Annotated in this window: 11 protein-coding genes; 7 read left to right on the top strand and 4 right to left on the bottom strand. The window is 60.0% G+C overall.

What is annotated here, in order from left to right; translation table 11 throughout:
- The first annotated feature begins 25 nt into the window (after positions 1-25).
- Entirely contained in the window at positions 26-1,318 is a 1,293-nt protein-coding gene (locus ACL7TT_RS10950) for an O-antigen ligase family protein (protein WP_413395386.1), read from the top strand.
- 9 nt (positions 1,319-1,327) lie between these two features.
- Complete coding sequence (locus ACL7TT_RS10945; RefSeq protein WP_413395384.1) at positions 1,328-2,671, top strand: UDP-glucose dehydrogenase family protein; 1,344 nt, start codon at positions 1,328-1,330, stop codon at positions 2,669-2,671.
- A 78-nt stretch (positions 2,672-2,749) separates the two neighbouring features.
- On the opposite strand, the gene ACL7TT_RS10940 is transcribed toward ACL7TT_RS10945, so the two are convergent.
- From ACL7TT_RS10940 to ACL7TT_RS10930, 3 genes are all read right to left on the bottom strand, one after another.
- Entirely contained in the window at positions 2,750-3,703 is a 954-nt protein-coding gene (locus tag ACL7TT_RS10940) for a branched-chain amino acid transaminase (protein WP_413395382.1), read from the bottom strand.
- Positions 3,704-3,766: 63 nt separating this feature from the next.
- Positions 3,767-6,610, bottom strand: coding sequence for a bifunctional [glutamate--ammonia ligase]-adenylyl-L-tyrosine phosphorylase/[glutamate--ammonia-ligase] adenylyltransferase (gene glnE, locus ACL7TT_RS10935; protein ID WP_413395381.1), 2,844 nt, complete (start codon positions 6,608-6,610; stop codon positions 3,767-3,769).
- Between the two features lie 146 nt (positions 6,611-6,756).
- Complete coding sequence (locus ACL7TT_RS10930; RefSeq protein ID WP_413395379.1) at positions 6,757-8,532, bottom strand: GspE/PulE family protein; 1,776 nt, start codon at positions 8,530-8,532, stop codon at positions 6,757-6,759.
- A 144-nt stretch (positions 8,533-8,676) separates the two neighbouring features.
- Here ACL7TT_RS10930 and ACL7TT_RS10925 point away from each other — a divergent pair, with 144 nt between their 5' ends.
- The 5 genes from ACL7TT_RS10925 (at position 8,677) to ilvD (ending at position 15,374) form a co-directional block, all read left to right on the top strand.
- Entirely contained in the window at positions 8,677-9,354 is a 678-nt protein-coding gene (locus ACL7TT_RS10925) for a TIGR00153 family protein (RefSeq protein ID WP_413395377.1), read from the top strand.
- A 10-nt stretch (positions 9,355-9,364) separates the two neighbouring features.
- Entirely contained in the window at positions 9,365-10,639 is a 1,275-nt protein-coding gene (locus tag ACL7TT_RS10920) for an inorganic phosphate transporter (protein ID WP_413395376.1), read from the top strand.
- A 201-nt stretch (positions 10,640-10,840) separates the two neighbouring features.
- Positions 10,841-12,004, top strand: a complete 1,164-nt coding sequence (argE, locus tag ACL7TT_RS10915; RefSeq protein WP_413395374.1) for an acetylornithine deacetylase — start codon at positions 10,841-10,843, stop codon at positions 12,002-12,004.
- Between the two features lie 87 nt (positions 12,005-12,091).
- On the top strand, positions 12,092-13,414 hold the full coding sequence (argA, locus tag ACL7TT_RS10910) for an amino-acid N-acetyltransferase (protein WP_413395372.1): 1,323 nt from the start codon (positions 12,092-12,094) through the stop codon (positions 13,412-13,414).
- Between the two features lie 124 nt (positions 13,415-13,538).
- The gene (gene ilvD / locus ACL7TT_RS10905) at positions 13,539-15,374 is read left to right on the top strand and encodes a dihydroxy-acid dehydratase (RefSeq protein WP_413395370.1); all 1,836 of its coding nucleotides are present in this window, start codon (positions 13,539-13,541) and stop codon (positions 15,372-15,374) included.
- A gap of 51 nt (positions 15,375-15,425) precedes the next feature.
- Here ilvD and ACL7TT_RS10900 read toward each other — a convergent pair whose 3' ends face one another.
- Complete coding sequence (locus ACL7TT_RS10900; protein ID WP_413395368.1) at positions 15,426-16,070, bottom strand: energy transducer TonB; 645 nt, start codon at positions 16,068-16,070, stop codon at positions 15,426-15,428.
- Positions 16,071-16,359 lie beyond the last annotated feature (289 nt).

Genomic DNA, 16,359 nt, shown 5'->3' with positions numbered 1-16,359 from the left:
GCTCAACGTATCGACCGCAATTACCATGATGCTTGACCTTGGAAGTACACCATCCTCCCCTTTCCCTACGCACTACCGACAGCAGGGGTCCAAGTGGATTGCCGGCTTACTGCAACTGACCCGCCTGGGACTGCTCCTGCTGCTATGTGGGTTTTATCTGGCGCCGAAAGTCTCGGGAGTGCAAACCAGTTTCTATTTGACCCTACTGCCGGCCGCCCTGCTCCTGATGCTCTGGCGAAAGGACTTTCGCTTTGTGTGCTCATGGCAATTCAGCGCCTTCCTAAGCCTGCCGGTGATCCTTGCCCTATCGACGCTCTGGGCCAGCGGGGACAGTGCCGATGTGCAGCGGGAAGCCCTCTACTACTGGAAGCTGGTGCTCTATCTGGCCCTTTTTTACGTCGCCATTTATTGTCTACTGGAGCGCTGTGGCGATGCGGTATTGCACCAGCTGTTGCTGGCTCTGATTGCAGTGGGGCTACTCTCCGGCCTCGCGTCATTGGCAGCCTATGGATTTGCCGATGGCTTCCAGCGTTTTCACCGTATCGGTGGGATTTCCCTGCAGGGCAATATCGATAAGACCGCGATGCTGTTTGGATTCCACTGTCTGTTTTGTTGTTACGGCATCACCCGGTCCTCGCGACTGTGGCGCATACTGTCGTGGAGCGGCCTGTTGGTTTCCTGCGTCTACATACTCTTGTCACAAACCAAAATCCCCATTGCAATGGCGGGGGTGGCCGTGCTACTCGCGGCACTGATTACCCCATCGCGTTTGTTAAAGGCATTGATATTATTGACACTGCTCGTGGTGTTTCCAGTGACCTATCTGGTTCTGTTTGGCGATCTCCCCCTGCTGCACAGGGGCAGGGCCTACACCGTTCGCCTGGAGCTTTGGGGCAAGGTCTACGATGAATTTATGCGCTCCCCCATCATGGGTTCCGGCCTGGTTCACAAGCAATTTATCAAGGTGGGTCAGTTACTGCCCCACCCCCACAACTACCTGCTGGATGTGGCGCGTTTTTCCGGGCTGCTGGGGCTCCTTGCCTGCGCCTGGCAGGGCCTTGGTGCCCTATCGACGGTATTGGGCAAGAAAAAGCTGCTGAGCTGGATTCCGGGTTTAGTTGCGGCCTGGTTTTTGTTCGGTGTCCTGGCCATGCTGGTTTATGCACAACAGCCCCTGGTTAAACCCAGCTATATCTGGTTCTTCTATTGGGCGCCACTTGCCATTCTCTTGGCGCGCAGCTACCGGGAACGCAATCAACCCGGACCGGCACAAACACCCAGCTTCCAAGCATTGCAACCGCCATTATTCAACCATTGAGTCACCATAATGAATGTCACTGTTTTTGGCACCGGCTATGTGGGCCTGGTGCAGGCAGCCGTTCTGGCAGAAGCCAGTAACCGCGTTGTTTGTATTGATATCGATACCGATAAAATCGCTGGCCTAAAACGGGGGGAGATCCCCATCTTTGAACCCGGCCTCGGGCCAATGGTAAAAAACGGTATCGCCACGGGTAATCTCGCGTTCTCAACAGATGCCGCCTACGGCATAGAACACGGGGAACTGATCTTTATTGCCGTTGGAACCCCGCCGGACGAGGACGGCTCTGCCGACCTGCGCCATGTACTGACCGTAGCCAGGACTATCGCCGCGCACATGCGTTGCAAGAAATACATTATCAACAAATCCACGGTGCCCGTGGGGACAGCGGACAAGGTGCGTGCGGCGATCGGGGAACAGCTGGCCGAGCGTGGCGAATCCGGCCTGCCATTCGATGTAATTTCCAACCCCGAGTTTCTCAAGGAGGGCTCTGCAGTTGCCGACTGCATGCGCCCGGACCGCATCGTGATCGGCACCTCGGAAGCCGACTCCGAGCAGAAACTCCGCCACCTGTATGCGCCTTTCAACCGCAACCATGAAAAAATTCTGGTGATGGATGTGAAAAGCGCTGAGCTGACCAAGTATGCCGCAAACTGCATGCTGGCAACAAAAATCAGCTTTATGAACGAGATCGCCAATATCGCCGATACCGTTGGCGCAGATATTGAGGCGGTGCGCAAGGGGATTGGTTCGGACCCCAGGGTGGGCTACCAGTTTATTTATGCCGGCATCGGCTACGGTGGCTCCTGTTTTCCAAAAGACGTGAAAGCCCTGATCTCCTCCGCCCGACAACAGGGGCTTAGCGCAGATATTCTCACTGCTGTGGAATCCCGCAACGAGCGACAAAAACACTACCTGGCCGACAAAATCCTGGCGCATTTCAATGGCGAGTTGAATGGCAGGGTCTTCGCGCTCTGGGGACTCTCATTTAAACCCAATACCGATGATATGCGCGAAGCCCCCAGCCGTGTACTCATGGATCGACTGTGGGCACAGGGCGCTACAGTGCGCGCCTTCGACCCGGAAGCCATGGGTGAGTGCCTGCGGATCTATGGCGCACGGGATAACCTCGTGCTGTGTGATTCAAAGAATGACGCCCTTCAGGGTGCGGATGCCCTGATCATCGCGACCGAATGGCAACAGTTTAAAGCCCTGAATACCGACGAACTCAAAGCGGCACTCAAGGCACCGGTGATTTTCGACGGGCGCAACCAGTATGAGCCCGATGAAATGCATGAAGCTGGCTTCGAGTATTATTGCGTGGGTCGGCCGGATATCACCACGGCCCAATAAGCCAGTCAGCGCGCGCACTTTGCCCCTATAAAAAAGCCGGTACCCACCGGTTTTTTTTACCTTTTCAGGAACATTCCCTCAGGCGATACGAAACTGTGTCTCGGCGCTATCGGTGACATCACTCAACCAGCCCCGGTGTGCCGCACTGCGCCCATGCACCACCTCAAAGTAGAGGTTCTGCAGCCGCCCCGTGATTGGCCCGCGCCTGCCGCGGCCGATCGAGCGCCCGTCGAGGGTGCTGATGGGCAATACTTCGGCGGCCGTACCGGTAAAGAATGCCTCGTCGGCAATATAGACCTCATCTCTGGTGATGCGCTTTTCCACCACGTGGTAGCCACATTCCCTGGCCAATTCAATCACCGTATCGCGGGTAATACCCTCCAGGCAGGAAGTGAGTTCCGGAGTGTAGAGGGTACCGTCTCTGACAATAAACACATTCTCTCCGCTGCCCTCGGCCACATAGCCCTCGGGATCGAGTAGCAGCGCCTCTTCGCAACCGTTACGCACCGCCTCCTGCAAAGCCAGCATCGAGTTGATGTAGTTGCCATTGGCCTTGGCTTTACACATGCTGATATTGACGTGATGGCGGGTATAGGAAGACGTATTGACCTTGATACCCCGCTCGAGTGCCTCCGGGCTCATATAGCTGGGCCACTCCCAGGAAGCGACAATCACATGGGTGCTCAGGCCCTCCGCACGCAACCCCATCCCCTCGCATCCGTAGAACACCATCGGGCGCAAATAGGCCTGTTGCAGATTGTTCTCCCTCACCACCAGGCACTGGGCCGCATTCAGCGCTTCGGCACTATAAGGCATGGGCATATTCATGATTTTGGCGGAGTGGAATAACCGCCGGGTGTGATCCTGCAGGCGAAAAATGCTGGCACCGGACTCTGTGTCGTAGGCGCGCACACCTTCAAATACCCCCATGCCGTAGTGGAGGGTATGGGTCAGCACATGCACGCGCGCATCGCGCCAGGGCACCAGCGCACCGTCAAACCAGATAACGCCGTCGCGATCGGCAAAAGACATGGGGAACAACTCCTACAAATCCTGAAAAACAGTGTAATCGGGCAACAGCGTGTCGCCAGGCAATTAACCGAGCAATTGCTGCCAGCTTGCTTGAACGGTCTTTCTTTCCGCCGTGAAGTGGTCATCGCGCACAAGTCCCGGCGATTGTTGTAGTGCCAGGCGATGACCTTCAGATCGGTAGGCTTTGTAGGCATCGATCAGATACCCGGCCTGTTTGGCCGGCATCAGGCCCGCGTCAACAAGACTGTCGAGAATGCGGATCGTATCCGTATAACGCACGATCGAAGGCGCAGTCGACGCCCAGGCCAGAGCGGCATATTGAACCAAAAATTCAATATCGACAATACCGCCAACACCGTGCTTGAGGTCGAAATCTTGATCATTGCTCTGATCCAGGTGGGCACGCATTTTATTGCGCATTGCAAGCACATCATTGCGTAATTTCTGCGCATTTCTCGCCTCGCAAAGCAATCTCAAGCGCAGCTTTTGAAAGTCGTCACTCAGCCGGGTACTGCCTGCCACCGGGCGGGCGCGCACCAGCGCCTGGTGCTCCCAGGTCCAGGCGCTCTCGCGCTGGTATTTTTCAAAAGCGGTCATGGTAGTGACCAACAATCCGGAGTTGCCCGAGGGGCGCAGGCGGGTATCCACTGCATAGAGCGGGCCACTCAAGGTGCGGGTTTGCAGGATATGGATCAATCGTTGCGCCAGCCGGGTATAGAAGCACAAGTTGTCGATGCGGGTGCTCCCGTCGGTGTCGCCCTGGGGGTCTGCATCCTGCACAAAGACAATGTCCAGGTCCGAGCCGTGGGACAGCTCCAGACCACCCAGCTTGCCGTAGGCGATAATCGCAAAGCGCATATCCGCCTCCGACGCCCCGGCGGGCAGCCCATACTTTTCCACCATTTGCGTCCAGGCCAGATACAGGGAATGCTGCAGTATCGCCTCAGCCAGCCAGGTGAGTGCATCACTGACTTTCATCAGCGGCAGGGTGCCACTCACCTCCTGGGCCGCAATACGCAAACTCTGGCTCTGCTTGAAGTAACGCAGGGCCTCCATCTGCCATTCCAGATCAGCGGAATCGGCGCGCAGCAGCTCCCTGCGCAACTCGTCAGAGATATCCGCCGCCGCAGACGGCGCCAGCAGTCGGCGGGCATCCAGCAACTCATCCAACAGGATCGGATGGCGCGTCAACTGCTCAGCGATTCTCGGGCTGGCACTGCACAGGCGCACCAACTGGCTGAGCACCGGTGGGTTTTCATTGACCAGGACAAGATAGGCGCTGCGGCGCAGCACAGAGCGCACCAGGGGAAGCACCCTGCTGAGTACCAGCAGGGGCTGTTCCTGCAAACCGGCAACCGCCAACAGCAATGGCATAAACCGATCCAGGCGCGCGCGCGCTGAGGCCGGCAGTGCAGCTACCATAGGAGCGGCGTTCAGGTCCCGCAGCAGGTTCAATGCCTCTCGCGCCGGGGTAAAGCCGGCGTTATCCAGAGCCTGCAGGTTGATCTCTTCACTGCCGTCCTCACTGACACTGCCCCACAGAATCTGCCACTCCTCCGCCACGCGGGGCTCGGCAATATCCGCCGGCGGTGCGATTACGGTATCGAATTCGCGCTCGACCACATTGCGCACCGCCGCCAGTTCTCCGAACAACTGCGCCGGGTTATCGCGCCCGAGGGCGTAGGCCAGTCGCGCACGTTCTCTGTCGTCCTGTGGCAGCGCTTGCGTCTGCTGGTCTCTCTGCGCCTGCAGTGCGTGTTCCACCCGCCGCAATAGCAGGTAGCAGTCCGCAAGCTCCCCGGCCACGCCCGCTTCCACGTGCCCTTCAGTTTCCAGCAGCGGTAACAGTTTCAGCAAGTTGCGCTCGCGCAGGGTGGGATCGCGGCCGCCGCGAATTAACTGGAAAGCTTGGGCAATAAATTCCACTTCGCGAATGCCCCCACGGCCCAACTTGATGTTGTCGCTGAGCCCCCGGGCGCGCACCTGGCGCTGGATCAACGCTTTCATTTCGCGCAGCGCCTCGATGGCACTGAAATCGATATAGCGGCGGTAGGTGAACGGGCGCAGCAGTGCCATCAGCTCCGTTGCAAAGCGCTCGTCACCGGCCACCGGACGTGCCTTGACCATGGCATAGCGCTCCCATTCGCGCCCCTGAGTCTGATAATAATCCTCCAGCGCACTGAAATGACTCACCAGGGGTCCGCTGTCCCCATAGGGACGCAAACGCATATCCACACGAAACACAAAGCCATCGGCATTGATGGTATGCAGGGATTTGATCAGGCGCTGGCCCAGGCGCTGGAAGAACGTCTGGTTTTCCACACACCGGTCGCCGTCGGTGTGGCCCGGCTCGGGGTAGGCAAAGATCAGGTCGATATCCGAAGACAGATTCAGCTCCCGCGCGCCCAGCTTCCCCATACCGAGCACCACCATGGACTGGGCCCGCCCGCGGCTGTCGCGGGGTGTGCCGTAGCGCTGTGCCAGTTGCCTGTGGTGCCACTGCAGCGCCGCAGCGATGCAGAGTTCTGCCAGCGCACTGAGACGCAGGCAGATCCGGGGGATATCCCATTGAGCGGCAAAATCCCGAAAGATCACCTCCGCTGTGACACGGTTGCGCAGCAGTCGCAGTGTGCGGTCAAGGGAAGCGTCGCTATCAAAATCGGGGAGGGTCAACCCCAGATCAGGGTTTTGCAACAATGCCGACAACAGCTGTGGCTGACGGCAGCATTGCCGGTAAAAGAATTCGGAACCTATCCAGCTCCGCGCCAAACCCTGTTGCAGAGCCTGATCCCCCAACAGGTCCTCGGCCTGGCTGGCACGCTCTTTACCCACCTGTGTGCACCAATCGCGCCAGTGCGCCTCCAACTGGGGTTTCAGGGCTTCGGGGCAGTTGGCGCAATCAAACATGGCGGCATTGATCCTTAGTGCGTGTAAAGGAGTAGAGGGCGCTTTCTCTCCCTTGCCAAGCGCCCCTGGATAAGGAAAACGGCGGCCGGATTGTCAGCCAGTACGCCATTTTCATTACCCCGGGGCAATCCAATGGCCACTCATCACTAAGAGACAATCTCCGGCGGCGGTGCCACACGGAGCACTTCCGCGACCGTGGTCAAACCAGCCGCCACCTTGATCGCGCCGGAAAGGCGCAGGCTGTTCATGCCCTCGCGCATGGCCCGGCGGCGCAACTGCTGCAGGTCGCAGTCGGGGGTGATCTGGGCCTGGAGCGATTCGCTAAACGGCAGTATCTCGTAGATGCCCTGTCGTCCCAGGTAACCGGTGTTGCGGCACTCCAGGCAGCCCTCGGGGCGATAGACACGCTCGGGCCTCGGCGCCTTCCAGGGCCGCACCAGGGCGTGCCAGTCGGCCTCTTCAATCCTGTCCTCGCGCTTGCACGAGGGACAGAGCGTGCGCACCAGGCGCTGTGCCATAACCCCAAGCACGGTGGACTTGAGCAGGTAGTGGGGCAGACCCAGGTCCAGCAGGCGCGTGACAGCGGTGGGCGCATCGTTGGTGTGCAGGGTGGAGATCACCAGATGGCCGGTGAGGGCGGCCTGTACTGCCATCTGCGCGGTTTCCAGGTCGCGGATCTCACCCACCATAATAATGTCCGGGTCCTGGCGCATAAGCGTGCGGATACCGGCGGCAAAATCGAAGCCGATGGCATGGTGTACCTGGGTCTGGTTAAAACTCTCCTCCACCATTTCGATCGGGTCCTCCACCGTGGAGACATTGACCGCAGCGGTGGCGAGCTGCTTGAGGCCGGTGTACAGGGTGGTGGTCTTGCCCGAGCCGGTGGGGCCGGTCACCAGGACAATGCCGCTGGAATTCGACAACATTGTCTGCCAGCGGGCGAGGTCCTCGCCGCCGAGGCCCAGATCACTGTAGGAGCGTGCCAGCACCTCGGGATCGAAAATCCGCATCACGAGTTTTTCCCCAAACGCGGTGGGCAGGGTGGAAAGACGCAACTCCACTTCACTGCCATCGGGGCGCTTGGTTTTGATGCGACCGTCCTGGGGCTTGCGCTTCTCCGCCACATTCATGCGACCGAGAATCTTCAGGCGGCTGGTAACCGCTGCATTCACCTGGTCCGGCAGCTCGTGAATCGGGTGCAGTACCCCATCGATGCGGAAACGAATGCGTCCAACCTGCCGCCGGGGCTCGATATGGATATCACTGGCACGCTGGTCGAAGGCGTGCTGCAACAGCCAATCGACAATATTGACGATATGCTGATCGTTGGCTTCGGGGTCCTTGAGGCTACCCAGTTCGAGCAACTGCTCGAAATTCTGCGCCGCCGAGGTACCCTGCAGGCCGCTGGCACCGGAAATGGAATTAGCCAGAGAGTAAAACTCGATACAACAGCGCTTGATATCCGCCGGATCTGCCACCACGCGCTGCACCCTGCGGCCACTGGTGTGCGCCAGCTGCTCCTCCCAGCCGTGAATGAAGGGCTGTGCCGTTGCGACCAACAGCTCATCAGCGCCTGCCTCCACGCACAGGATCTGGTGGCGCTTGGCAAACTGGAAGCTCATCACCTCGGTCACCGCACTCACGTTTACCTTGAGCGGATCGATATGGTAGAGGGGGTGGGTGGAACTCTCGGCCAGCCAGGCACTGAGTGTATCGCGATTCAACAGGGTACCCGGGGCCTTCCGGTTGGCCAGGTCACAGCTGGCGATATAGCTGAGGGGATGCATCTGGGCCTGCTCCGCCGTGCGCGGGGTGCCCGCGATACGGTTGGCATCCTGCCGGCTCACATAGCCCTGGGTCACAAGGTCTTCCAGCAGCCCGCGTAAATCCAGCAGCCTGTCCGCCGCTTTGCTCTCTGTCATTGTCAACCTCCTGTATTTTCCTATGACGACGCATTGTAGCCCCATCGCCACGCCGCAACAGTGCGCCATTAACGCACTGTTACCGAAAATGGCCCTATTGGGGTACCATGCCGCGGTTTCGCACCTTGCGCAATGGAGCTAACCATGGTCCTGTCGAATATAGCCAACCTGTTTGGCCGCTCTCCGATCAAGCCGATCGAGCAGCATATGGCTGCGGCCCACGAGGCTTCGGCCGACCTGATTCCCTTCTTCGAGGCCCTGATCCGTGGCGATCTGGCCGAGGCGGAACAGATCCAATTGCGCATCTCCGCCACCGAGAACCGCGCCGATGACATCAAGAGAGACCTGCGTCTGCACCTGCCGGACAGCCTGTTTATGCCGGTATCCCGATCCGACCTGCTGGAACTGCTGCACGCCCAGGACGAGGTGGCGAATACCGCCCAGGATATCGCCGGCCTCGCCGTGGGCAGAAAAATGCAGATCCCGGCGAGTCTGCAGCCCCTGATGACGACCTTCGTCGAGAGTGCCGTGGCCGCTTCCGCCCAGGCACTGCGCGCCATCAATGAGCTGGACGAACTATTGGAGAGCGGCTTTGCCGGGCGCGAGATCACGATTGCCAAACGCATGATCGAAGAGCTGGACGAACTGGAACGCCAATCCGACAAACTCGAAGTTGAAATTCGCGCAGCGCTGTTTGCCATAGAAAAAGACTTGCCGCCGGTGGATGTGATGTTTCTCTATCGGATCATTGAATGGACCGGCGACCTGGCCGATCGCGCCCACAGCGTTGGCAACCGTTTGCAGTTGTTGTTGGCACGTTAGGGGGTTATGCGTGGAAATTCTCAATCAATACGGTCATATTCTGCTGATTCTGGCCTGTGTGTCGGGCTTCTTTATGGCCTGGGGTGTGGGCGCGAACGATGTTGCCAACGCCATGGGTACCTCCGTGGGCTCGCGCGCACTGACGATCAAACAGGCGATCCTGATCGCCATGGTGTTCGAGTTTGCCGGGGCCTACCTGGCCGGCGGGGAGGTTACCGCCACCATCCGCAAAGGGATTATCGACTCGGAGGTCTTTGCCGCGCAGCCCCAGTTGCTGGTGTACGGTATGCTGGCCTCCCTGCTCTCCGCCGGTACCTGGCTGCTGATCGCCAGTGTCCTCGGCTGGCCGGTCTCCACCACCCACTCCATTGTCGGCGCCATTGTCGGCTTCTCCGCGGTGGGCATCTCTTCAGAGGCGGTTGCCTGGGGCAAGGTGGGCAGTATCGTGGCGAGCTGGGTGGTCTCCCCACTGCTGGCCGGCACCATCGCCTTCCTGCTGTTTCGCAGCGTGCAGCGCCTGATCCTGGATACCGAGGATCCCTTCGCCAATGCCAAGCGCTATATCCCCATCTACATGTTTGCCGTGGGCTGGATGATCGCCATGGTCACCCTGACCAAGGGCCTCAAACATGTGTTGAAAGACGCCAACATCCAGTTGAGTTTCATCCAGGATGCGGGTATCGCGGCCCTCGCGGGGCTGGTGGTGATGGGCATCGGCATCGCCATGCTCAAGCGCATCCACCGCGACCGCGCCAGTGAGGTGGGTAACCGCTTTGCCAGTGTGGAGCGGGTCTTCGCCATCCTGATGATATTCACCGCCTGCGCCATGGCCTTCGCCCACGGTTCCAACGATGTCGCCAACGCGGTGGGACCGCTGGCCGCGGTGATCAACACTATCCAGTCCGGCTCGGTCACCGCCAAAGCCACTATGCCTTCGTGGATTCTGTTACTGGGGGGCCTGGGTATCGTGGTGGGCCTCGCCACTTACGGTTTCAAGGTGATGGCCACCATCGGCAGAAAGATTACCGAGCTGACCCCCAGCCGCGGCTTTGCTGCCGAACTGGGTGCCGCCGCCACCGTGGTGCTCGCCTCCGGCACCGGCCTGCCCGTCTCCACCACCCACACCCTGGTGGGGGCGGTGCTCGGAGTGGGCCTGGCACGGGGAATTGGCGCACTCAACCTGCGGATGATCACCACCATCGCCGCCTCCTGGGTTGTGACCCTGCCGGCGGGTGCCGGGATCGCCATTCTGTTTTTCTATTTCTTCAAGGGCCTGTTCGGCTGATCCTGCCGCCTTTTGCCCTGGCGCACGGGGGGGGAGCACCCAGGCTCCCCTTTGTCGCCGCAAACCGCATCAGCACTTTCCCCTTCCCCTCCCCTTGATATTCACCCGATAATTCCGCCCTGGCGCAACCAAACGAGGTTGCCGGGTTTTCACGGACCCGTACCGGCCTGCGGCCGGTGCGATAAGATGAGGATGATCGTGATGGCGACTGTCAGGGTACCCGAGCTAAAAGAACAACTGCGCCAGCTGATTGCCTGCCCCAGCATCAGCTGCACAGATCCGGCGCTGGATATGAGCAACCGCCCCCTGGTAGAGCTGCTGGGCGCCTGGCTGGAAAGCCTGGGTTTCAACGTGGCGCTGATGCCCCTTAAGGGCAGCCCGCACAAAGTCAATATGATTGCCACCCTGGGTGGCTGCGCGGACAGCCACAGCGGCCTGGTATTGTCCGGGCACACCGACACAGTCCCTTTTGACCAGGGGCGCTGGCATTCGGACCCGTTCACATTGCAGGAGCGCGAGAACCGCTTCTATGGGCTCGGCAGCAGTGATATGAAAGGGTTTTTTCCCCTGGCCATTGAGGCGGCCAAATCCTTTCTGGATCAACCCCTGCGCCAGCCCTTGACCATACTCGCCACCGCCGACGAAGAGACCTCCATGGCCGGCGCCCGCGCGCTGGTTGCCGCAGGCCGCCCGCGCGCGGGCTATGCCGTAATCGGCGAACCCACCGGGTTGCGCCCGGTGCGCATGCACAAGGGGGTAATGATGGAGGCCGTGCGCATTACCGGCCGCTCCGGTCACTCGTCCGACCCGGGTCTGGGCGCCAATGCGCTGGAAGCCATGCATACAGTGATCGGCGCGTTACTGGCCCTGCGCAGGGAGTGGCAGCAAAAATACAATCATCCCGGCTTTGCCGTGCCGGTGCCCACCTTGAACCTGGGGTGTATCCACGGCGGCGACAACCCGAACCGTATTTGCGCGGCCACCGAGCTGCAATTTGATGTCCGTCCGCTACCGGGCATGCATCTGGCCGAATTGCGCGCAGAGCTGGGAAAGCGCATACAGGCCTGCGGCGTGCATAGCGGCATCCACATCGAGATGACGTCTCTGTTTCCCGGCACAGAGCCCTTTGAGCAGGATGCCCACTCGGACTTGGTGAAGGCCGCGGAAACACTCTGCGGCCACAGCGCCGACAGTGTTGCCTTTGGCACCGAAGCGCCGTATCTCAAGCGCCTGAATATCGACACCATCGTACTGGGCCCCGGGGATATCGATCAGGCACACCAGCCGGATGAATACCTCGGGCTGGAACGCATAGGGCCGATGACGGAGATACTGCGCGGCCTGATTGCCCGCTTCTGTCTCTGATCGCATACCATGAAGACAGCGGCGGCAGAACGCCAACAGATTTGCCTGCAAATCGCTTAACACGCCAACAGACAGTAGAGTAACCCGGTGAGTGACAATAACGGTTCCCTCAACTGGTTCCGCCACGCGGCGCCCTATATCAACGACCTGCGCGGGCGCACCCTGGTGATCGGGCTACCCGGCGATGCCCTTGAACACGCCAATTTTCGCAATCTGGTACACGACCTGGCACTGCTCGCCAGCCTCGGGGTACGTCTGGCCGTGGTCCACGGTGCCCGTGCGCAGATCAATCGCGCCCTCAGTGAACAGGGTATCGAGAGCCGCTTTCACAGCGGCAATCGCATCACCGACCGGGACAGCCTGGAGGTGATCAAAGCGGCGGTAGGCCGGCTGCGCTTCGATATTGAGGCGGCATTTTCCCAGGGATTACCCGACTCGCCCATGGCCCGTTCCGCCCTGAAAGTGGTCTCGGGCAATTTTGTCACCGCGCGCCCAAGGGGAGTGCTGGATGGCGTTGACCTGCGCTGGACCGGTACAGTGCGGCGCATGGAGGTCAACACTGTGGAGCAGGCCCTGCACCAGGGCGCCCTGGTCCTGCTTTCCCCCCTGGGTACTTCCCTGACCGGCGAAGTGTTTAATCTCAATTACCTGGACCTCGCCGCAGAGGCCGCACGGGTACTGCGCGCCGAGAAACTGGTTCTGTTTCGCGCCCCGACCCAGCTTGCGGTTGAGGGCGAAGTGGTGCACGAAATGAGTCTTGTGCAGGCGGAGCAGGTGGCCGCGCGGGTACACAGCGATACCCTGCGCTGCGCCATTCGCGCCTGTAATGCCGGCACTACCCGCACCCACCTGCTCAGCTACTGCCAGAACGGCGCCCTGATCCAGGAGCTGTTCCGCCGCGAGGGCGCCGGCACCATGATCTACCGGGACAGCTACGAAGTGGTTCGCCGCGCGCGTATCACCGATGTGGGTGGCATTCTCGGTCTGATCAGTCCCTTGGAAAAACAGGGCATTCTGGTGCGCCGCTCGCGGGAGAAACTCGAAGCCGAAATCGCGCACTTTACCCTGGTGGAGGTGGACGGCACCCCGGTGGCCTGCGCTGCGCTCTATCCCATCAGGGACAACGGTAAACACACGGGCGCGGCAGAAATCGCTTGTGTCGCCATACACCCGGCATTTCGCGGTGGTGGACGCGGCGCCAAGCTGATGCGCCATCTGGAGCGCCAGGCACGCGCGGTCAATATCCGTGAACTCTATGTGCTCACCACCCAGACCGAACACTGGTTTATCGAGCAGGGCTTTGCCCAGGCCGACGTTGGCGCGCTGCCCGCTGCGCGCAAATCCCTGTACAACCTCCAGCGCAACTCGCGCATTTTACGCAAGCGCCTGGCGGCGGGCGATCCCGGCTGAGCAACAGAATGCGAAATTTTTATCCTATAAAAAGTGGATAAACTCCAGATATTGCAAAAACATCCCGGCAAAGGCCGGTTTTTGCTAAACTGTCGCTCTGTTTTGCCCAGCTGGAATCTGCATCATGCCCGAGTACCGATCCCGCACTTCCACCGCCGGCCGCAATATGGCCGGCGCCCGTGCCCTGTGGCGCGCCACCGGGATGAAAGACGAAGACTTTCACAAGCCCATCATCGCCATTGCCAACTCCTTCACCCAGTTTGTGCCTGGCCATGTGCATCTGAAAGATATGGGGCAACTGGTGGCGGAGGAAATCGCGCGGGCCGGGGGCGTGGCCAAGGAGTTCAACACCATCGCCGTGGACGACGGCATCGCCATGGGCCACGACGGTATGCTGTACAGCCTGCCCAGCCGCGAGATCATCGCCGACTCGGTGGAATACATGGTCAATGCCCATTGTGCCGATGCCCTGGTGTGCATCTCCAACTGCGACAAGATTACACCGGGCATGCTGATGGCCGCCCTGCGCCTGAATATCCCGGCGATTTTTGTTTCCGGCGGCCCCATGGAAGCCGGCAAAACCAAACTGGCCGAGCACAAACTCGACCTGGTCGATGCCATGGTAATTGCCGCGACCGAGACGGCCACCGATGCCGAGGTTGAGGCCTATGAGCGCTCCGCCTGCCCCACCTGCGGCTCCTGTTCCGGCATGTTTACCGCCAACTCCATGAACTGCCTCACCGAAGCTTTGGGCCTGTCCCTGCCCGGCAACGGCACCCTGCTGGCCACCCACGCGGATCGCAGGGAGCTGTTTCTGCGTGCGGGGCGTGAAATTGTTACCCTGACCCAGCGCTACTATGAACAGGACGACGAGCGCGCCCTGCCCCGTGCGATTGCCAATCGCAGTGCGTTTGCCAATGCCATGGCACTGGACATCGCCATGGGAGGCTCCACCAATACCATCCTGCACCTGCTCGCCGCCGCCCAAGAAGGCGAGATTGACTTTACCCTGGCAGAGATCGACCGCCTTTCCCGCAAGGTGCCACAATTGTGCAAGGTGGCCCCCAACACGCCGAAGTACCATGTTGAGGATGTCCACCGCGCCGGCGGAGTAATGGCCATTCTCGGCCAGTTGGCATCGGCCGGACTCATTGATACCGCCCAACCCACCGTCTACGGCAGCTCTTTACAACAGGCCCTAGAGCAGTGGGACATCTCTCGCACCAACGACAGGGCCGTGCATGACTTCTACCGCGCAGGCCCCGCGGGTATCCCCACCCAAATCGCCTTCAGCCAGGACTGCCGCTGGCAGACTCTGGATAGCGACCGCGTCGGCGGCTGTATCCGCTCGGCAGAACACGCCTATTCTGCCGAGGGCGGCCTGGCGGTGCTATTCGGCAATCTGGCCCCCCACGGCTGTGTGGTGAAAACGTCCGGGGTGGATCCCTCCCTCTGGCGCTTTGAAGGACCCGCCCATGTGGTCGAAAGCCAGGAGGCGGCGGTATCGCGGATTCTGGGCGGGCGGGTGCACAAGGGCGAGGCCCTTATCCTGCGCTACGAGGGCCCCAAAGGCGGTCCGGGTATGCAGGAAATGCTCTACCCCACCAGCTACCTGAAATCCCGGGGGCTGGGGGAACACTGTGCCCTGATTACGGATGGGCGGTTTTCCGGCGGCACCTCCGGTCTCTCTATCGGGCACGTATCGCCGGAGGCCGCCGCCGGGGGCAATATCGCCCTGGTGCGCGACGGCGATCCAATTCGCATCGACATCCCCGCGCGCACTATTACAATCGGTATTGCGGATACGGAGCTGGCGAGGCGCCGGCAGGAAATGGCGCGCCTGGGCAAACAGGCCTGGCAGCCCGTGGAGGAGAGGCCGAGAAAAGTCAGCAAGGCCCTGCGTGCCTACGCCATGCTGGCGACCAGCGCCGACCGCGGCGCTGTGCGGGAAATTGAATAGTGAAAGGCAAAATACAGAAAAAGGCCCCGTCAGCGGGGCCGGTTTTTCCTGCTAATCTGCCATTTTGTAGGTGATACGGTTGCGCACGCCATAGCGCTCCACAGGCTTGCCATCCGCCATCTGGGGCTGGTATTTAAAACGCTCGGCCGCGGCCAGTGCCGAGCGGTTAAATACCCTGGTGGGATTGCCGGTACTGTCGTAGCCCCCCACCACCCGGGCATCGCGTACCGCGCCTGTTTTGGTCACGGTGAATTCCACCACAACGTAACCTTCAATGCCCCTGCGCGCTGCCGCATTGGGATAGCGCGGTAACGGTTTGTACACAGGCACGGGATCCCGCGTTACCGTCAGCGTCGTGTCACTGCTCGGGACAGGAGCCCTTATCGTAATCGCCGTACCCACCTCTGTAGGCGGTATTTCTACAGGGGTTGTGGTTGATTGCAGCGGTGGAGTTTGCGGTTTTACCGGCGGTTCCGTTTTTTCCGTGACGACTTTTTTGTCTTCAATATGTACCGGCTGGATTGACGGCAAATCATCCACCACCGGCGCTTCGAAATCACTGGCAATCAAGCGACTCATCAGAAAAATCAGCCCAAGGGTCATCAAGGCCGCAAAGGCAAACCCTTTCGCATAACCGGCGAGTAGCTGAGGGGGGAAAAATACAGTGCTGGCAATTGGCGGGTAAGCTCTATCCATAACACCTCTCCTATTATTGTTAGGGTGCGAAACCGGCATCCAGAGTGCCGAAAATGGAAAAAGCTGATCAGCTGGCTCTATTAATAGCCTATTGTGTGCATTCAGTAAAGCCCTGTTATCAACAATTTCCACGAAATCGCTGATTGTTCGGTAGCGTAGTTCCTTCAGCAATACGGCACTGCGATGGCTTCGGGTGACAAAGCCATGAATGCCCGGCACGGAAAAATTTCAGCGTTAAGGGCATTGGCGTGCCGGTTTTATTAGCGCCGGTAAATCAAGTTGTGCGAGT

Source organism: Microbulbifer jejuensis (assembly GCF_047289955.1).
GTDB lineage: Bacteria > Pseudomonadota > Gammaproteobacteria > Pseudomonadales > Cellvibrionaceae > Microbulbifer.
Note: the sequence above shows the minus strand (reverse complement) of the source record. Positions and strands in the feature narration are given on the sequence as shown.